The 18426-nt window shown below is 58.8% G+C and carries 15 protein-coding genes and 3 pseudogenes; 11 read left to right on the top strand and 7 right to left on the bottom strand.

All coding sequences use genetic code 11. From position 1 onward, the window contains the following. Positions 1-29: 29 nt before the first annotated feature. Both GGD50_RS25510 and GGD50_RS25505 read left to right on the top strand, forming a co-directional pair. Positions 30-2387, top strand: coding sequence for an Orn/Lys/Arg family decarboxylase (locus tag GGD50_RS25510; protein WP_183939927.1), 2358 nt, complete (start codon positions 30-32; stop codon positions 2385-2387). A 22-nt stretch (positions 2388-2409) separates the two neighbouring features. Beyond that, positions 2410-2970, top strand: a complete 561-nt coding sequence (locus tag GGD50_RS25505; protein WP_183939924.1) for a GNAT family N-acetyltransferase — start codon at positions 2410-2412, stop codon at positions 2968-2970. A 61-nt stretch (positions 2971-3031) separates the two neighbouring features. Here the strand turns inward: GGD50_RS25505 and GGD50_RS25500 are convergent, their stop codons facing one another. The 3 genes from GGD50_RS25500 to GGD50_RS25490 form a co-directional block, all read right to left on the bottom strand. Further along, on the bottom strand, positions 3032-3328 hold the full coding sequence (locus GGD50_RS25500; protein ID WP_183939922.1) for a hypothetical protein: 297 nt from the start codon (positions 3326-3328) through the stop codon (positions 3032-3034). Positions 3329-3404: 76 nt separating this feature from the next. Further along, complete coding sequence (locus GGD50_RS25495) at positions 3405-5738, bottom strand: PBP1A family penicillin-binding protein (RefSeq protein WP_183939920.1); 2334 nt, start codon at positions 5736-5738, stop codon at positions 3405-3407. Positions 5739-5862: 124 nt separating this feature from the next. After that, positions 5863-6369: a GNAT family N-acetyltransferase gene (locus GGD50_RS25490; RefSeq protein ID WP_183939919.1), complete on the bottom strand. Its 507-nt coding sequence runs from the start codon at positions 6367-6369 to the stop codon at positions 5863-5865. A 200-nt stretch (positions 6370-6569) separates the two neighbouring features. Between GGD50_RS25490 and GGD50_RS25485 the strand changes: the two genes are divergently transcribed. From GGD50_RS25485 to GGD50_RS32885, 3 genes are all read left to right on the top strand, one after another. After that, positions 6570-7481 carry an agmatinase gene (locus GGD50_RS25485; protein WP_183939917.1) on the top strand — a complete coding sequence of 304 codons (912 nt, stop codon included), beginning with the start codon at positions 6570-6572 and terminating at the stop codon, positions 7479-7481. A 383-nt stretch (positions 7482-7864) separates the two neighbouring features. Beyond that, entirely contained in the window at positions 7865-8113 is a 249-nt protein-coding gene (locus GGD50_RS25475) for a hypothetical protein (protein ID WP_246451518.1), read from the top strand. Beyond that, positions 8070-8204, top strand: coding sequence for an SDR family oxidoreductase (locus tag GGD50_RS32885; RefSeq protein WP_246451526.1), 135 nt, complete (start codon positions 8070-8072; stop codon positions 8202-8204). The genes GGD50_RS25475 and GGD50_RS32885 overlap by 44 nt, the downstream gene beginning before the upstream one ends. Positions 8205-8273: 69 nt before the next feature. Here GGD50_RS32885 and GGD50_RS25470 read toward each other — a convergent pair. The 3 genes and pseudogenes from GGD50_RS25470 to GGD50_RS25460 form a co-directional block, all read right to left on the bottom strand. After that, positions 8274-8638, bottom strand: a pseudogene (locus GGD50_RS25470) (IS630 family transposase); the annotation flags it as partial. Between the two features lie 446 nt (positions 8639-9084). Continuing rightward, positions 9085-10314 carry a type II toxin-antitoxin system HipA family toxin gene (locus GGD50_RS25465; protein ID WP_183939915.1) on the bottom strand — a complete coding sequence of 410 codons (1230 nt, stop codon included), beginning with the start codon at positions 10312-10314 and terminating at the stop codon, positions 9085-9087. Further along, entirely contained in the window at positions 10307-10897 is a 591-nt protein-coding gene (locus tag GGD50_RS25460; RefSeq protein ID WP_183939913.1) for a helix-turn-helix domain-containing protein, read from the bottom strand. The genes GGD50_RS25465 and GGD50_RS25460 overlap by 8 nt, the downstream gene beginning before the upstream one ends. A 640-nt stretch (positions 10898-11537) precedes the next feature. Here GGD50_RS25460 and GGD50_RS25455 point away from each other — a divergent pair. Then, positions 11538-12353 carry a DUF1796 family putative cysteine peptidase gene (locus GGD50_RS25455; RefSeq protein WP_183939911.1) on the top strand — a complete coding sequence of 272 codons (816 nt, stop codon included), beginning with the start codon at positions 11538-11540 and terminating at the stop codon, positions 12351-12353. Between the two features lie 180 nt (positions 12354-12533). Here the strand turns inward: GGD50_RS25455 and GGD50_RS25450 are convergent, their stop codons facing one another. Further along, complete coding sequence (locus GGD50_RS25450) at positions 12534-13028, bottom strand: LLM class oxidoreductase (RefSeq protein WP_183939909.1); 495 nt, start codon at positions 13026-13028, stop codon at positions 12534-12536. 217 nt (positions 13029-13245) lie between these two features. Between GGD50_RS25450 and GGD50_RS33550 the strand changes: the two are divergent. From GGD50_RS33550 to GGD50_RS25425, 5 genes and pseudogenes are all read left to right on the top strand, one after another. Continuing rightward, positions 13246-13599, top strand: a pseudogene (locus tag GGD50_RS33550) (ATP-binding cassette domain-containing protein); the annotation flags it as partial. Positions 13600-13624: 25 nt separating this feature from the next. Next, positions 13625-13911: pseudogene (locus GGD50_RS33545) on the top strand (branched-chain amino acid ABC transporter permease); the annotation flags it as partial. A gap of 832 nt (positions 13912-14743) precedes the next feature. Beyond that, positions 14744-15364, top strand: coding sequence for a GGDEF domain-containing protein (locus GGD50_RS25435; protein ID WP_246451511.1), 621 nt, complete (start codon positions 14744-14746; stop codon positions 15362-15364). 503 nt (positions 15365-15867) lie between these two features. Beyond that, on the top strand, positions 15868-16134 hold the full coding sequence (locus GGD50_RS25430; protein ID WP_183939905.1) for a hypothetical protein: 267 nt from the start codon (positions 15868-15870) through the stop codon (positions 16132-16134). 197 nt (positions 16135-16331) lie between these two features. After that, on the top strand, positions 16332-18383 hold the full coding sequence (locus GGD50_RS25425) for an SPFH domain-containing protein (RefSeq protein WP_183939903.1): 2052 nt from the start codon (positions 16332-16334) through the stop codon (positions 18381-18383). The last annotated feature ends 43 nt before the right edge of the window (positions 18384-18426 follow it).

Genomic DNA, 18426 nt, shown 5'->3' with positions numbered 1-18426 from the left:
CTCGTCCCAGATCAAGAGCGGGTACCCCAATGGATTATTTCAGACGTTTCAACTTTCTGTTCGCGACGCCAGCCTTCGACAACGAGGATCTGGAGGGCGCCCGCTACAATCAGATCGTCGAGGAGATCGAACGCTCCGGCTTTGAGGTGGTGCGCGCGCGCAATCTCGAAGATGCGGAGATCGCCGTCCAGACGGACGCCGCCATCGGCTGCATGCTGGTCGACTGGGGTAAGAAGGGGCTCGAGGGCAAGACGGCCTCCCTCATCAACCTGATGCGACGACGCGGCCTCGAATTCCCGATCATTCTGCTGATCCGCCGCAAGCGCTTCGAGGATGTGCCGGTAGAAGTCCTCGATTTCATCGATGGCTATGTCTTCCTTTCCGAAGAAACGCCGGCCTTCATCGCCAAGAGCCTTATCAGCCGGCTCAAGCAATATGCCGAGACGCTGAAGACGCCGTTTTTCGGCGCGCTGGTCGATTATGCCGAGGAAGGCAACCACCTCTGGACCTGCCCCGGGCACAATGGTGGTATTTTCTACAGCCGCAGCCCGATCGGCCGGGTCTTCATGGAGCATCTCGGCGAAGCGGTGTTTCGCGACGATCTCGACAATTCCGTGCTCGACCTCGGCGACCTGCTGACCCACGAAGGACCTGCACTGGCCGCACAGAAGGAAGCCGCCAAGATCTTTGGCGCCGAGAAGACCTATTTCGTCCTGAACGGCACCTCCACCTCCAACAAGGTCGCGCTCTCCGCCCTCGTCACCGACGGCGATCTCGTGCTATTCGACCGCAACAACCACAAGGCAGCGCACCACGGCGCCCTGATGATCTCCGGCGGCATTCCGGTTTATTTGCCGACCAGACGCAATCTGTACGGGCTGATCGGCCCAATGGATTTTGCGGCCATGGACGAAGAGGCACTCAGAGAGAGCATCCGCACCCATCCGCTGGTGAAAGACCCCGAGGCCCACAAGAAGCCGCGCCCGTTCCGCGTCGCGGTGGTGGAGCAATGCACCTATGACGGCACCATTCACAATGCCGAGATGATCCTAAAGCGTATCGGGCATCTCTGCGACTACATCCTCTTCGATGAGGCTTGGGCCGGCTTTATGAAATTTCATCCGCTTTATGCCGGGCGCTTTGCCATGGGCCTTGCCAACCTCGGCCCCGACGCGCCGGGTATCATCGCCACGCAATCCACGCACAAGCAGCTGGCAAGCTTCTCGCAGGCCTCGCAGATCCACATGAAGGACCGGCATATCACCGGCCAGAAACGGCGCGTGGAGCACCGGCGTTTCAACGAAAGCTTCATGCAGCACGCCTCGACCTCGCCCTTCTATCCACTGTTTGCCTCGCTCGACGTCGGCGCGCAGATGATGAAGGGACGTTCGGGCGAAGTGCTTTGGGACGACACGATCCGCCTCGGCATCGAGCTGCGCAAGAAGATCCGCGCCGTGCGCCGCGAATTCGAAGAAAAAGAGCATCGCCCGGAGCGCCGCTGGTTCTTCGAGCCGTTCGTGCCGGACCGGGTAGCGATCCCGGATGTGTCCAGCCCCGGCGCGGTGCATAACGTAGCGTGGGAGAGCGTCGCCACCGACCAGCTCGCCACCAATCCCGCCTTCTGGCACCTGACCCCCGACGCTGCATGGCACGGCTTTTCAGGGATGGAGTCGGGCTTCGCGATGACCGACCCGAACAAGCTCACCCTGCTCACCCCCGGCTTCGACCGGAAAAGCGGCAAATATACCGAGCACGGCATACCGGCGCCCATAGTCGCGCAATATCTGCGGGAAAACCGCATCGTTGCGGAAAAGAACGACCTCAATTCGCTGCTGTTCCTCCTCACCCCCGGCGTGGAGGCCAGCAAAGCCGGCACCTTGATCAGCGGTCTCGTCGCCTTCAAAAAACTCCATGACGACAACGCCCTGCTCGAGGAAGTCATCCCGGAATTCTACCGTCGCCGGCCGGCCCGCTATGCGGGAGTGCGGCTGCGCGATCTCTGCGCGGACATGCATAATTTCTTCCGCCAAGCCGATGTCAGCACGCTTCAGACAAAGCAGTTTTCCGCCGACCATCTGCCCCCGCTTGCCATGTCGCCGCATGATGCCGCACGCTGCCTGGTGCGCAACGATGTGGAGTATCTGCCGATCGACGCCATTGCCGGCCGCATCGCAACAACGCCCTTCGTGGTCTATCCTCCGGGTATTGCGACCATCGTGCCCGGTGAGCGCTTGACGGAAAAGGCTAAGCCCATGATCGACTATCTCAAGATGTTCGAAACCTGCTTCAACACCTTCCCCGGCTTTGAGGTCGAGATTCAGGGCCTCTATCGCGAAATCGATTCATCCGGCCGCATCCGGCTCTATACCTACGTGGTCGCGGAATAGGCTGGGAAGTTCAGGTTCAGTCATGAAGCAGGAGAATATAATCGTCATCCGCCCATCCCGGGAGACCGATGTCGATGCCATGTTGGCGATCTACCGCCGCCATATTCGGCGCGGCATCGAGGCTGGGGTTGATGATAGCGACACGCCGCAACCGGACGATCTACGGGAACGGCGCAAGAATTTAAAGGACCGCCGCTTCCCGCATGTCGTTGCGGTCGAAGGTGAAAAGGTCGTGGGCTATGCCTATGTGGTGTTGTTCCGCAAACGCCCGGCCTACCGCTATACCGTCAAGCACTCGATCTATGTGCATCACGATCATATCGGCCAGGGCATCGGAAGCCTGCTCATGCGCGGGTTGATCGACACCTGCGCGGCGGCCGGCTTCCGACAGATGATCGGCTATATCGACGCCGATAACGCTGCATCGCTCGCCCTGCACGAACGCTTCGGCTTCGTCCGCGTCGGCCTGTTGCCAGGGATTGCCTATCGCTACGGCCGTTGGGCCGATACCGTGATGGTCCAACGCTCCCTCGCCGCCGGCTCGACTACCCCACCACCACCGCCAGCGCTCTCCACTCGCTGAGGTCAACCGGATTGACGCAGACGACAAGTATCTCGATTTTTGCGATACCGCTCTCGGTCGCTCAGTGAAATGCCGGCCCGACGATCTCTCGCCCGACGCAAGTCCGCATGGCGCGAATTATATCCTGCACATAGCCGATGATGGCACGATTGCGGGGGTCGTCGATCATGGCAAGATCTTCGCGCATGACCTGCAGCATCCGTTTGATGTCGAGCAGCGTGCGTACGATATCGTCATCGTACTCCTCGCCCATATCATCGATGATATCGGCAACGGCCGCGGCCAAAGAGTCGACCCAGACGAGACGCTGCGCGGCACTCAACCGCTCAAAGAGTGTGATGTTATCGACTGCCGGCATACTTGCGCCTCCGGCACGAGAAATGCGACCTGCGCGGTTAGCGGTCAAGTCACAAAATCGGCATTCAAAGCGAAAATCACTTTTCACAAAGTCGCCGTCCGCCGCCATAGGGCTGGTAGGTGCAGTCCGCGGGCCGGAAGGAGCGGTAACTGCGGGAGCATTCGGTGATGTTGCAGGACTGTGTTGCCCCGGGACTGTCGATCACCGCTTCTGTCGATTGCGCTCCGCGCGGCCCAGGCACCGCCATCGCCTCCCGCATGAAGTCGCGCCAAATATGCGCTGGCAAGGCGCCGCCTGTGACCCCGTTCATTGGCGTGCCGTCGTCATTGCCCACCCACACGCCGGCGACGAGCGGTTGTGTGAAGCCAACGAACCAAGCATCGCGATTGTTCTGGCTGGTGCCGGTCTTGCCGGCCGCAAAGGTGCCGGGGTCGGCTCCGCGCCCGGTGCCGCGCTCGACCACCAACTGCAGCAGGCCGAGAAGATCGGACTGGTAGGGGGAAAGATCCACACTCGGCTTTACTTGTGAGCCAACCCGAAACGCCTTTGCCTGCCCTGCTGCTTGAAACTCGACGATGCCCCACGGCTCGACGGGCGCCCTGCCAAGTTGGACGGACGCATAGGCGCTGGTGAGCTCGAGCAAGTTTACTTCGGACGTGCCAAGCGTCAGAGATGGCGTGTTGGCAAGCGGCGTATTGATGCCGAGTTCGCGTGCAGCAGCGATCACTTTGTCGAGCCCGACCTCTTCGGCAAGCGCCACCGACGCGGCATTGAGTGACCGGGCAAAGGCCTCGGCAAGTGTCACCCAGCCGTGATAACCGCCGCCAGAGTTTTCCGGCGACCAGCCGTCGATGTCAATCGGCGCGTCCAGAATCCGGTCGGACAGCGAGAACCCAGCCTTCAGCGCTGCGTAGTAAACGAACAGTTTGAAGGCCGAGCCCGGCTGCCGCATCGCGGTGACGGCCCGGTTGAACTGGCTTGCCTTGTAGTCGCGCCCGCCGACCATGGCAACGACCGCGCCATCCGGCGTCATCGCAACCAATGCGGCCTGCGAAGCCCCGACTGTCTTTCCTTCGCCATCCAGCGCCCTTCTCACGACCCTTTCGGCAATCTGTTGAAATTGCGGCACCAGCGTCGTGCGCACCGTGGTTGAACCCGGCGAAGAGCCAGCAATTTCGCTGGCCCGCGGCGAAATCCAGTCGGCAAACCAGCTTCCGGAGCGCGGTGTCGGCGTCGTTGGATGCAGCTTGGCGAAGCTCGCCTTGGCTTCCTCCGCCTCCGCTTTGGTGATCTTGCCATTCGCCACCATGGCGTCCAGAACAACAGCGGTACGTTGCCGGGCGCCTTCGAAATTATCGATCGGATTCCATTGGCTCGGCGCTCGCAGCAATCCCGCGAGCATCGCTGACTCCGGCAGGTTGAGAGCGTCTATATCTTTGTTGAAATAGATCCGCGCCGCGGCAGGCATGCCGGTAGCGCCAGCGCCGAGATAGACGCTGTTGAGATAGCGCGTCAGGATTTCCTGCTTGCCGAGCTTCCACTCCAGCCAAATGGCTATGACAACTTCCTGTAGTTTTCTCTTTATTGTCCGATCGCTATCGAGATATTCCAGCTTGATGAGCTGCTGGGTAATCGTGCTGCCGCCTTCTACCACCGAGCCAGCTTCAAAATTCCGCAGCAGTGCTCTTCCGATTCCTCTGGGGTCGACGCCGAAATGCTCCATGAACCGGCGGTCCTCAATCGAAAGGACAGCGTCGATTAGCTGTGTTGGAAACTGGTTATATTGCACGTAGGGCCCTTGATAAGGCCCCTGCCTTACCAACGGCGCGCCGTCAGCGGTTTCCAACACCACGATGGGCTTTAACGTTCCATCCCGGATCTCGGCCCAAGGCACGTCTTTCAGTGCCCACACCAGTACGCTTGCAAGGAAGAGGCAGGCAAAAAGGGCCAATCCCGCGACGATTTTCCACCGGCCCGTATTTGGCGAAGCATACGGTCGATTTTCGAACTGCCTTATGCGCAGGCCACGAATATCGCTCCCCGCTTTAGACAGGGCAGTTGCGAACCATCTGCCAAAACTGCGGACCGTTGACGGGCCTTCCGGCCCGCTTGGCGTCTTAAGCTTCGTCCTCAAGTACGAACCGGCCGCTTTGGTCCTGGCCCTTGCGAAGATCGCACTTGCTCGCAAATCATGACCGAGTGCCCGCAGTAGATTTTGCGTCGCCTGTCTGCTTTGGCCAAAGGCTCCGTCAGCCTGTCGCCGAGAATCGTCCGATGAACTGGACGTTGAGTCAGACGAGGGTGCAGGTGCCTCACCTTTGTCGGCAGCGAGCTCCGATTCCGGCGGGCGACTGGCACCCATGCTCGGGTCGCTGGGATTTTCGGCTGAGGAATTGGGAGGGCTTGGCATCGGTTCCCGCTAAAGGCTCTTTTTCCCTAATGTAGGGCGAGCTTATAACGTCGCCATGTGGAATCCTCCATCGCAAAACCGGCCCATTTATGTCCGTCTTCCGCTTGGAGATCACCTTCTCGCTTCATTCGCTGGAGGTGTGGCGACTTGTCCCTAATTTGAAACGCTTCTTGATCCGGTCGACCGGCGTTCCATCCAGAAGGGGAACCTGGACGAGCCTGTCATAGTCTTCAAAACCCATCCTGGTGTAATAGGCAAGACCGCTGACATTATCGGCACGTATGGTCGCATTGATAAATTCGAACCCGAGCTCTTCACCCGCTGCCCGTGTCGCAGGAAAAAGGGCGCTACCCACGCCAGGTATCTTTGGATTGGTTCGGGCGAATGTCGCTATATCCGCAAAACCCTTCGGCGGATCGCCGTACAGGCTCAAAGATTGGAAGCCAGCAAGCAACCCGTCGTGCTCAGCGACATGACAGACCAGAGTAAACTCGCCATCAATGAACCAATTTGTGAACTCGGCAGCCAAAAGTGGCGTCTCAAGCGCAGTTGTTCCGCCGGTGCGGATAATCTCATTCAGCAGGCTACACAGTTCTTCTGCGTCGGCTGGTACAGCCCTTCGAATGTGCATGACTTCAGCGTCCTCGTCCTCATCTTGGGATGACAACGTACCGACGGTACCAGGGGAGCACAAGCGGCCCACTCTCCCGGCATCTTCGTGAAGACCGTGCGCGCAGCACGGAGTGTTTTTTGAATCGTTCGACTCGACGATAGAAATCCAGCATCTTCAACACGGAAATTTTTGCTAGATATTGCCAGGACCATCAAGAAATGACCTCTTCAGCTCCCTTTCTCGGCTTTCCGGATCGCCTCCCTGATGGCCGCATGCCCAGAGCAGTGATCTTCGGGGCCGGTCATGGCAGCACGTATCCCGGCAAAGATAGTAGCGGCTATGTCTTGGCCGCTGATACCATCCGCTCCGCGAGCCAGGCCGATGCCGCACTTGTGGAGCACTGGGATTTCGATCTTGGCGGACCGCTGTTCGACGGCAAGCCTATTAGCTGTATCGACGCCGGCGATATTCCAACCACCTTGCATGACAATGCTGGTAACCGAGCTCGAATAGAAGCGAAGACGTGCGAGGCCTTGGTGTCGTCAGCCGCACCCATCTTGCTCGGCGGCGACTGTTCCGTGACCATCCCCTTCCTTGCCGGCTTTGCGGAACATGGGCCTATCTGGGTCCTGCAGATCGACGCCCATATCGACTGGCGCAACGAGTTGCATGGCGAACGCTACGGCTATTCGAGCCCCATGCGCCGGGCGAGTGAGATGCCGCATGTCGCTGGCATCGTGCAGGTCGGCCTCCGCAGCGTCGGCAGTGCGCGGCTTGTCGACATAGAAGCGGCGCGTCAGTATGGCAGCCGCTTCGTGACCGCCCGCGAAGTTCACGCCCGGGGTATCCGAACTGCTCTCCAGCACATCCCGGAAGGAGCGCAGGTGGTCATTACCCTCGACTGTGACGCTCTTGATCCTGGCATCATGCCGGGTGTCGCGGCGCGTACGCCCGGTGGCCTCACCTACACGCAGGTGATCGACCTTATTGCAGGCCTCGGCAAGCGCACTAGGCTTGCGGGATTCGATCTGGTCGAATTCTTTCCTCCCGCCGACATCGACGGCCTGTCAGCCCTGACCGCCGCGCGCCTTCTCGTCAACATGATCGGCGCCATCGTTCGGCAGGTTTGAAACTGCGCTTCCTCTCGCCTACGCGGCGCTTTCACTAAGCGTCCGCAGGAAATCCACATCGTCACCGATGATGGCGTCGATGAGCCCGTAGCTGAGGCATTGCCGGATCATCGGAAACCTGTCCCTGCCGCCCTGCCAGAACAAGGCGAGCTTTTCCGGCAGGAGTAAAGCTCAACCGCGCGGCAATTTCCGCTTTCTACAAGGCTTCGGCATCGGCGCGATGGAAGCGGTTCCAGTTCCAGTGAGACGGAATCGATCCCGCCGGCGCGCATCGACGCAACAATATCGACGGGACGGTGGTGAAGGATCGCTTCGGTCTGCAAGCGCGGTTCGATCTCCATCACCCGTCTGAGATCGAGGTGATCGAAGGAGGAGATGGGGACATGGTGGAGACGATCGCGCGTTCGTGCTCCTTCATCTCGATGGCTAGGCGCGTACAGACCCAAGGGCGCCCTGTTGCAGCTCGTTCGTCGGATGGCAATCGACTACGCGCCCAGAGGCATCCGCCAACGCCGCGCACCGGCTCCATCAACACGCCGTTTCTGACGCGCTACCTCGAAGGATTGGAGGACCCGAAAGCCAGCGAGGCTGCCATCAAGAACGCGCACGTTCCCCCTTGGACGCTGGACTGAACCCAGCGAAATCGCCAACGCGATCATCTATCTCGCAGGATCAAGTGCATCGTTTGTCACGGGACACATTCTCATGGCAGATGGATGTTAGCTCGCGTTGAGAAGGTTAGCCTTCAACGGGGCGTAGGGGCACCAAAGACTTGAATGAGTTGGCGCCCTATGGTGTTGGATTTTCGTTGTGGGTTTCGATGAAGGCGTCGATGTCGGCTTCCAGTTCTGCGGTGGAACGGTGTACGCCGCGCTGCAACTGCTTTCGCGTCAGCTCTGCGAACCCCGCTCGACCTGATTGATCCAGGATGCCGAGGTTGGCGTGAAGTGAACATGCCAGTGTGGGCGGCGCGCGAGCCAGGCCTTGATCCTCGGCGTCTTGTGGGTCGCATAATTGTCCATCACCAGACGCACGTCCGGCCCATTGGGCATTTCTGCGTCGATCCGCTTCAGGAGGTCGAGGAATTCCGTGGCCCGGTGACGCTTGTAGCCATGACCGATCACCGCCCCCGTGGCAATGTCGAGCGCGGCGAACAGCGGAAATTTCTTTCCGTCCAGAATGACGAGGTCCGCCTGCCTGCCAGCCATCGATCAAACTCCTGCTCTTGTCACAGAAGCCAAACAAAATGAAGCTTGCTTTCGTTCCACGTGACTAGTGCATACCGAACTTCCGAACGGCAAAATCCAGAAAGCTTCGCAGCTTCGGCGTCATTCGCCGACATACGCCGCAACTATCGCAGCCTGCGGAAGTCGCAAAAGTAATTCTGGCAGCCACGGCAGTTCTGTCGAAATAGCGGTTTATAATGCGCGCTGGCGTCAGCGTGCCGCTACTATTTATGCCTTTAGCGAGCGCAGCGCGGTCTGCGCTCATAGAGCGCACGCTTAGCAGCGTTGCGATCACTTTGCCCATCGCCAACCAGGCGGCCCCTAACGCCTGGAATATGCAGCAAGGCTCGATAAGTTGAATGCCGAGCCGCAAGGCACTACTTCGCGAACTCGCGATACAGCTCGACCGTCGGCGCGTGCGTATCGATCGTGTCGGCGACCTTGTCTACCATCGGCAGGTTCTTCTTTTCCGCGTCCCATACCGCCCTAAAACGTTCAACCGTCTCGCGCGCGGTGTCGATCACCAGCTTCTCAGAAAGCTCCGCTTTCGCAGCCAGATGCGCCAGCTCGTCCTTCGACAGCGCCGCCATCTTTTTTGTGCGGGAGAAATTGAGCGCCGCCGTATCTTCCCCCTCGATGTATGGGATAGTCGACAACAGGTCATACGCTGGCGAGAGCGCAGGGGTGCGGCGATCAGGATAGATAAGCGACCAGTTCTTCAGGTGCATATCACCGTTGCCGATTAGCGTGCTGAAGACTAGACGCCGGATGAATTCCGCCACGTCGGCCGTGCTGGTTTCGATCCCCAGCACGCGGCCGATCATCCGGTAATTGCCCTTATCGTATTTATGGTCGGGAAAGACGCCGAAGACTTGCGCAAAATCCTCGATATGCACCGGTCCCGCCGGCGTGCGGTCAAAACGCTCGATCGCCAGCGCCTGCCCGTGCAGCTCGCCCAGCCCCTGCGGCAGGCCGGTCACGGCATCGAGATCAACCAGCTGGATCTCGGGCACGTCCATGCCCATCATGCGGGCGATGGTCATCATCGCGAACTCGTTTTCGGGCACGCCGCTATATTGCTGAGAGGGCAGCTTTACGATCCACGAGCCACCCGTGCCCTCGGCCGGGATGGTCAAGCCGCCGCCTTTATTCTCGTTCTTAAAGGCCGAGAACTTCAGCTGCACACCCGCCAACGAAAAGCGTAGCGCGTTCGACCGAGCTTCAACGATAGCCCGCTCGTCATCCGGAGGCGCGTCATCCCCTTCGGAGGGATGCACCGTCACAGCCCCAGGCAGGTCGCGGCCGAGCATCCAGAGCAGGAAGAATTCCCGCGACGGCTTCACACCCGCACGACCAGCGAGGTATTTGCGCAGCGGCCCTTCCGGCAGTAGGTTCGAGAAGAAGGGCGGGACCACCATGTTGTACGGCCTGAACTTCGTAATGAGCGCCCCGAACGGGTCTTTCAGAGACAGGCTAAGCGTCGGCCGCTTTTCGTCTTCGATATAAGCATCGTTGAACGCGAATATGGTGCGCCCGTCCTGCAGGTTTGTAAGGGTCGCTACCGGTTGCCCATACAGTCTGACATCGAGGACCGAGACCTTAGGCATTATCGTCTTCCTCATCCAGCGCATAGGCCGAGCGAGGGACCGCGTCGTCACGGTCGCGGTGCAACGCAGTGTTGCGTAGGTCTCTTACGGCATGTGCGATCCTGCTCAGTTCCTGACGGGACGGAGGATCGGCCTGCCATCGGTCGAGGCGTGCAGTCGCCTCTTTGAATGTGTCCATCTCCTCGGCCGACAGAGGAAGATGCCTTAAGAGCGCGAGGCTATCTTTGAATGTATCTGCCTCGGAAGCGCTACCGAACGCGCCCCTGTGCTGCGCAAACCACCGCTCGAGGCGCCCCGCCAGTTTGCGCTGGTCGGATGTCAGGACACCACTTGATGCCGGTGCGCTATCGAGGATGTTGCGGATCGCCGGCATCAGTTTTTTCGGGGCAAGGACGATCTCGAGGTCGAGCGAGCGCGCAACATCCACTAGGCTGCCAAGCCCGGGCTCCATGGTGCCCCGTTCTATCTGAGAAATATGACTTTGTGTTAGGCCCGATCGTGCGCTCAGCTCGCGCTGGCTCATTTTCTGCGCTTCGCGCGCTGCGCGTAGCTGCTGCGTTATATGCTCCGTTTTATATGCCATATCATTATCCTGTATCTCGCGATGCGAACCATACAGGATAATATATAGATAACGCTATAGAGCGATGCAATGGTGATATACAAAACCGCATCAGTACGATGAATTATATGTAATTATATATCAGATTTAGGCTTAGGACCCACTCCGCCGTTCGCGTGTGGCGGCCATTCGGAAGCACCGGTCCGGGCGTTAAGAGGAACTGAAAAGGAACACGCGGCTCCTTCAACCGAGTGTCCTTTAGAGGACGCCTCCCATTCCAGCGCCGGACAGCCGCGCTTCGTGTCTAAAAGGAAGCCGGCCTTTCTGCCTCGGCAACTCGCCCCGGTCGACCGCAAGCGATCATTGCCACCTGCTTCCAGCAACCATGCCATTCCGACGAGCAGATCGTCATCAGTCATGAGAGCCGTAAGCGGAGCAAAGCTGAACGAAACGACGTGCTCTGCGCTTTTCGGGAGAAAGCAAAACCGCCGTTGCCAGCTCGGCCAACGACGATCTTGACACATGGACTGCGATATCTTTCGAGCACTACTATTCACGCGGTTGATCCAGCGCAATAAAAGGACGCCAGCCTTCGTATAGAATAACCATCCCAAGGATGGCGGTTACATCGTATTGGCTTCGACCAAAGGTTCAAGGCGGCATGTCTATCGTCAGCGAAAATCAGGCTTTCATTAGCATCGGCGTATCTTGCCAAACCGCACAACAGCTACAGCGGCATGCGGGGTTCCTTTCCTCGCTCTTGGATGATCAGCTGCGCGAACGGTCGGGATTCTTCAATTGGGTATTTGTCAGCGCATCAGATATCGCCAAAGTCGCGGAACGCCTGGTAACCGCGCCGATCACCCCCAAATCCCTGTATGTACCCACTCACGCTCGAGAAGCCCTGCGCTTGGAGGATTTCAAAGTTTGGTTTTGGCACGAGAAATTAAGCGATGAAGTGAACCAAGACGACGTGGAAAGAATTGCGACAAAATATGAGCGTCTTCGCAACAATTTCCTGAAAATGCTCGAAAAACCCGTCCGCTATATCGTCCTTAGCAATACGCAAAACAATATAGAAGACTTCTATCCCTATAAGAACCAGGGAATGAGCATCTCTCTCGATGCTGACATCGTTTCGGAGATTGCCTGCGCGCCGTGGGCAACGAACCGATATAATAGCGCCCAATTGATTGCATTGAGCTATCCACGGCGATGGACCGGCAGACTGGATAGGTCAGTTTCATACTTAGAAGAAGACGACACTGAATGGGAAGGCAGCTTAATATCTTGGGACAAGGCGTTGCGACGGCATCTCATGCCCGATCTCAAGCCAGGAAAACGCAACCTGCCGAGACTTGCGGTCGGGGCGACATTCTCTGCAGAGACTAAAACGGGATTGGGAAGAAACTGGAGGCCACGCGGCGAGATGGAGCCTTCCCTGTTTGATACGCCCAGCCGCCGATGCAGGGATTAGGGGCAAGTCAGCATCACAAGCCGTTGATATTTCCAAGATCGGCGGGATCATTCGGCGGCGCCGATTCACACAGGTATCTGCCGCCTTTGAACAGATTCGAACGGGAGACAACAGCCAATCCGGCCCGTGTTCGAGGCATTATTCCTCCCAGATCGCTCTTATGATGTGGGAGGTCAGGAATCAGCAAGGACCCCTCGTTAACATCGCTGCCGCCACGTTTGGCGAAGCGGTATCAGAGAGTTGATCGGGCAAGCCGAGGGTGGAGCGCAGTGTCTTTTCCCGATACTCTGCTCGATAGACGCCTCGCTCCCGCAAAAGAGGCACGACTTCTTCCACGAATTCGTCAAAGCCGCCGAGGGTCAAATGAGGCGCAAAGACGAATCCATCGGCCGCGTCTGTCTGCACATGACGATTGATCTCGTCAGCAATGTCATCCGGTGTTCCGACAAAATGCTGGCGCGCGGTGACACGAATGGCCAATTGGCGAATGCTGAGACGGTCGTGGTCGGCAATTTCACGCCAAAGGCGCGCTGTCTCCAACCGGCTCTTGATATCCTGATTGCTCGCCCGCCCCTGGGCGAGCCGCGAATCGGAAACATCGGGTCCGATCTCCGGCAACGGCCCGTCCGGATCGTAGTTCGATAGGTCGCGATTCCAGACTTGTTCCAGAAACACGATCGCATTCTACACGTCATTCCGCTGGTCCGAGAGCTGGAAGCGACGCAGGTCGCTCAACCGGTCGCGGCAGAATAAACATCCGAGGCGGACGGGCCGCAACGCCGGTCCGCAATCGGCAAGAGCATAGCGGAACCTTGATGGCTCCGACGGGAAGCTGTGCCTCATCAGCCAACGAATGCTGTGAGGGACCGTGAGAGGGAAGGACATACACGCAATGACCTATGCGCTCGGAGGGTACGACGCATCCCCTCCTCTGCCGGAACTCCAGGGCCGTCACCTCGGGACTGCTCAAGCCGGTCCGGTGGCAGACACTGTGTCCGCAGATGGTCTGCTTGCGCTGGACGACGTCAGCCTTTCCTTCGGCGGTGTGGCGGCTCTCGCTAACATCGATCTCAGTGTAAGGCGCGGCGAGATCCGCGCCATCATCGGGCCGAATGGCGCCGGAAAAAGCTCGCGCGTCAACGTCATCAGCGGCGTCTATCGGCGGGATCGCGGTCATATCCAGATCGGTGGAAAGCGCTATGGCAATGTTCCAACCGAGAAGCTCGCACGCCTCGGCATCGCCGCACGTTTCAGCCGAAAGGATCTGAACCATGGCTTCCATCACAGGCGATCTTGGCCGCTACCACACATTTCCGCGCTGGCTTGCACCAGCAGCCCTCCTTGCCGTGGTCTATTTCGTCGTCCCGTCGGCGGTTCCAGCTATCTCTTTGAAGCGATTCTACTGCCGTTCCTGGCGCTCAGCCTTGCCGGCGTCGGGTTGAATATCCTGACCGGTTATGCCGGACAGGTCTCGTCGGGCAGCGCTGCCTTCATGGCGGTCGGCGCCTTCGGCTCCTATCGATTTTGCGGCGCTAACGGCCGATGCGAGAAAATTCCACAATATGTCTGGCGTATATGTCGATTTGGAGGGCTGGAACAATTTCCTTTTGCAGATTGGCCGCCTCCCCCTGCACACGCGTGAGCTTTTGGAGCCTAAAATTAACGAAAGTGCAACATCACGCAGTACTGCGAACGCACCTCACCATCTCCCCATGTACCGGTCCACCAGCGGGATCGCGAGTTGATCCTCGCATATGACGAGGAATTCGGTTGGAGTGCCAACGATCGCAAGGTCTACACAGGTATCGGACGCGAACGCGCGGGCGGCTTCAAATGGCGTCTTTCACAAATATGGGCAGAGCAGCGGCCCGAGCATGAACTCGGCAGGCGTGGTCTAGCGAAACGAGCCGGGCAGGCGGCGGCTATCAGGAAAGCTGCGCCCCAACGGGACACTTTAGATTCGGACCGCTTATTCCGTTCAATGCCTTCATTGCGATGTACCTGATGCAAAAGTTTGGATGAGTGGAGAGGCACGTGCGGCCTCCGCGACGACACCCAATGAAGATGAGCCACGAGCCCAATTTTGCGGCCTGCTGGATCGTTGTGGTAGAATTGCACTGATGGCAGTCCTGTATGTCGACTGATCGTGAAAACAACTGTGCAAAACAACAAATTTTACGGAATTTCTTAATTCGGTTTTTTCAGGCCCCTGTTTAGCTGATGCTGCATTACAGAACGGGTATGATTCCGATATGGTTCTACGACAGCGACATCCCTCCGCCATCATTTTCAAAGCCCTGCGGAGGGCCACGCTCGGCATGCTATGCGCCGTGGTCGGTTCCGTTGGTCTTTTGCTCATATTAAACCTATTGATGCCGGATCGACCAACTTTGGTCGGATTTGTCGGTGCAGCACTTATTTCGGCATTTGTGGCCTTCCCGCTGCTTTTTGCCTTGCAGCTCAAGAACGACGTCGTCCGCAAGATGCAGGAAAACGTCACCCAGGCGGCGCGCTACGACAGCGTGACGAAGACGCTGAACGGCACCGCCTTTGCCGCGGCTGTCGAGCACTTTATCGACCGGCGCAAGCATGTGGCCACCGATGCCGGCGGCATCGTCATCGCCGTCATCGTCGATACGCTCGACGAGATCGGCCGGCGCTACGGGCCGCAATGGGCCGATACCGTGATGCAGTCGCTTGCCTTGATCGTCCAGTCCTCGGTTCGCCGTGGCGATCTCGTGGCCCGGCTTGCGACCAACGAACTCGGCATCTTCCTGCCTGGCGCCACTCTCGAGAACGCCCGCGACATCGGCACCCGCATCCGCACGGGCGTCTCCGCGGCCACGTTCAGCGCCGACGGCGCGGCGCTTTCCGTTGCCATCCGCCTCGGCGGCATCTCCTTCGACGGCCCGGCCGACTTCAACCAACTCCGCCAGCTCGCCGACCAAATGGCCTTCGAGCACGGCGACGAGAGCGACGACATCCCGATCAGCGCGCTGCCGGCCGCCTGAGACTGGCGCCCCCACCGCAGCGGCAGGGCGGCATGGGCCCAAAGGCGAGACGCGTCTTTGATGCGGCGTCAAAGCCAGCTAGGAGCTCAGTTGGCCTTCTGGATCCGCCGAGGCTGATGAGGCCTCGAGGGATGAGATGTCGGCGTGGGGTCCCGTTAAACAGCCCTCATGATGGAAACCTCGATTACAACGCCAGCCGTCACATATTTCCACATCGCGACGAGCTGCTTTCCCGGCTACGGCGACAATGGTTGTTTCATCAAGGCGCCCCTGGTTGTCTCTTACGCCAATCGAGATTGTCGCGCGTGCGATCTGGCTCTATTTCCGCTTCAATGTCAGCCTGCGCGCGAAGTCGAAGACTTGAGGCTCGGGCGCGGCGTTTGTCGTTCCTTACGAGACGATCGGCTGGTGTCGCAAAGGACGCAATCGAATACCACGCTCCATTTTGCCGGCGCGCCTTCCAATAGCCCATCGAAAACGTCGAGAAGTGTATCGGTGGTCGCTTGGCCAAGCGCATTGCCGGCTATGAACCTCTTTCGGCGACGATGTTGGGTCGCTTCGTCGGAAACGGCCGCATTCCTACAATTGAAAGCCAAGCGATACCTCCCGCAACAATCTGGCGAGAAAGACCTAATTCAGTAGAATTGAATGCTCGAAATAGCAAAATTGTTGGAAGTACTTATCCGATTTCCGCATCGAGCATCTTTAAACCTATAGGCGCAATTCTTACGTCCTCTATCGTTATGTCTATCAAGGCAACCCCGATGTGAGACCGCTCACGACCACGCCATCCCTCTGTGGGGACTGGGGACGCGCGGTCATTTTCCCAGACAATGAGCAGCCCAAGCGTTCGACACGCGCTCCAGTGCGTCGAGCGTAAAGGCGCGCACAATCTCCCCGTCTTACAACCAACACCAACCGGGCGCTCGTCGGATGGACGAACCCGTGCGCCCACAGGAGAGAAAAGATGGAAACCCTGCAATATCTCAGCCCGATGGAATGGATGGCGATCGAAATCGCCGTTCCGGTCATCGTGCTGGCAATCCTGTTCCGGTGGAGCGGCGTGATCCGCTATATCCCCAACGACAGGCTCGGCATCCTCGAAAAGCTATGGAGCTTTCGCGGCTCCGTCAAGAATGGCTTCATCGCGCTCAACCGCGAGGCCGGCTTCCAGCCGGAAGTCGTGCGCGGCGGCCTGCATTTCTTCATGCCGTTCCAGTATTCGATGCATCGCGCCAATCTGGTGACCATTCCACAGGGCCAGATCGGCTATGTCTTCGCCCGTGACGGCAAGCCGTTGCCGCCGACCCAGACGCTTGCCTCGAATATCGAAGCCGATGACTTCCAGGACGTGCGCGGCTTTCTCCTAAAGGGCGGCCAAAAGGGTCCGCAACGCAAGATCCTGCGCGAAGGCACCTATGCCATCAATCTGGCACAGTTCATCGTGTTGACTGCACAATCGACCCATGCCGTCAACCTGAGCTCGTCGGAACAGCAACTATTTGCGGATATGTCCAGGCTGATCACGGAGCGGAATGGCTTCGAGCCCGTCGTCATCCATGACGCCGAGGACTTGATCGGCGTCGTCACCGTCCACGACGGTCCGGCGCTGCCGGATGGCGAGATCATCGCGCCGACCGTTGCCAACGACCCGAAAGACCCGAATTTCCATAACAATTTTCAGGATCCGGAGAAGTTTCTCAACGCCGGCGGTTATCGCGGCCGGCAGTTGCAGGTGCTTGCCGACGGCAGCTATTTCCTCAATCGCATTTTTGCGACCGTCGAACTGGTCGAAAAGACGATCATCGACGTTGGCACAGTGGGTGTCGTCGTCTCCTATACCGGCCGGCGAGGTGCTGACATTTCCGGCCAGTCCTATCGCCATGGCGAGCTGGTTGAGACGGGCGCACGCGGTGTCTGGTCGACGCCGCTTCTGCCGGGCAAATATGCCTTCAACACCTATGCCGGCAATATCGTCATCGTGCCGACCACCAATTTCGTGCTCAAATGGACCAAGGAACAGTTCGGCGAACATAAGCTGGACGAGAACCTTTCGGAAGTGTCGCTGATCACCAAGGACGCCTTCGAGCCGATGCTGCCGCTCTCGGTCGTCGTGCATATCGACTATATGAAGGCGCCGCTCGTCGTACAGCGTTTTGGGGATATCAAGCGGCTGGTCGAACAGACGCTCGATCCGATGGTTTCCGCCTATTTCAAGAATATTGCCCAGACCAAGACGCTAATCCAGCTCCTACAGGAGCGTAGCGACATCCAGCGCAAGTCCGGCGAGGAAATGCGCGAGAAATTTGCCTCCTACAGCCTCGAACTGCAGGAAGTGCTGATCGGCACGCCGCGCGCCAGCAACGGCCAGAACAGCATAGAGCAGATCCTGATCCAGCTACGCGAGCGCCAGATTGCCGTTGAAAAGGTCGAGACCTATAAATTGCAGGAAGCGGCAGCGATCCAGGAGCGCACATTGCGCGAGAAGGAAGCGCTCGCCGAACAGCAGGCCAAGATCACCACATCCGCGCTCACCATCGAGATCAGCGAGAACGAGGGTAAGGCCCAACTCGCCCGCACCCGCCAGCAGGCAGAAACCATTCAAGTCACCGCCAAGGCAGAGGCCGAGAAGGTGCGCTTGGCAGGTCTCGGCGAGGCCGACCGGATCAAGGCCATCGCGCTTGCCGATGCCGAACGTATCAAGGCAACTGGTTTTGCCGATGCCGAGAAAGTACGCGCCGTCGGTCTGGCGGAAGCCGAGGCCACCGAGAAGAAGGTTGCGGCCTTCGGTGGGCCGGACTATCAGCTCAACTCGCAGGTCCTCATGCGCTTCGCCGAAGCGATCGAGAACGGCAGGTTGCCGCTCGTGCCGCAGATCCAGGTCGGCGGCGCCGGCGGCGATAAGGGTGCCACCAACGGTCTTGTTGAAATGATGCTGTCGATGCTCGTCGCCGATCGGCTTGGACGGCAGAATTCACCGGCTGCGGTGCCGGCGCTAGCGCCGGTCGAGCAGGATTGATCATCGATGGGCCGGTTATGCCGGCCCATTTTGTATCTCGATT

It is taken from the genome of Martinezella paranaensis, from assembly GCF_014200235.1.
GTDB classification, from domain to species: Bacteria; Pseudomonadota; Alphaproteobacteria; order Rhizobiales; family Rhizobiaceae; genus Rhizobium; species Rhizobium paranaense.
This window is presented reverse-complemented; position numbering and strand designations above follow the sequence as displayed.

What these genes read in the sequence shown, in the direction of transcription:
- GGD50_RS25510 (WP_183939927.1), top strand. Translation starts at nt 30, where the DNA reads ATGGATTATTTCAGACGTTTCAACTTTCTGTTCGCGACGCCAGCCTTC.
- GGD50_RS25505 (WP_183939924.1), top strand. Translation starts at nt 2,410, where the DNA reads ATGAAGCAGGAGAATATAATCGTCATCCGCCCATCCCGGGAGACCGAT.
- GGD50_RS25500 (WP_183939922.1), bottom strand. Translation starts at nt 3,328, where the DNA reads ATGCCGGCAGTCGATAACATCACACTCTTTGAGCGGTTGAGTGCCGCG.
- GGD50_RS25495 (WP_183939920.1), bottom strand. Translation starts at nt 5,738, where the DNA reads ATGCCAAGCCCTCCCAATTCCTCAGCCGAAAATCCCAGCGACCCGAGC.
- GGD50_RS25490 (WP_183939919.1), bottom strand. Translation starts at nt 6,369, where the DNA reads ATGCACATTCGAAGGGCTGTACCAGCCGACGCAGAAGAACTGTGTAGC.
- GGD50_RS25485 (WP_183939917.1), top strand. Translation starts at nt 6,570, where the DNA reads ATGACCTCTTCAGCTCCCTTTCTCGGCTTTCCGGATCGCCTCCCTGAT.
- GGD50_RS25475 (WP_246451518.1), top strand. Translation starts at nt 7,865, where the DNA reads ATGGTGGAGACGATCGCGCGTTCGTGCTCCTTCATCTCGATGGCTAGG.
- GGD50_RS25465 (WP_183939915.1), bottom strand. Translation starts at nt 10,314, where the DNA reads ATGCCTAAGGTCTCGGTCCTCGATGTCAGACTGTATGGGCAACCGGTA.
- GGD50_RS25460 (WP_183939913.1), bottom strand. Translation starts at nt 10,897, where the DNA reads ATGGCATATAAAACGGAGCATATAACGCAGCAGCTACGCGCAGCGCGC.
- GGD50_RS25455 (WP_183939911.1), top strand. Translation starts at nt 11,538, where the DNA reads ATGTCTATCGTCAGCGAAAATCAGGCTTTCATTAGCATCGGCGTATCT.
- GGD50_RS25425 (WP_183939903.1), top strand. Translation starts at nt 16,332, where the DNA reads ATGGAAACCCTGCAATATCTCAGCCCGATGGAATGGATGGCGATCGAA.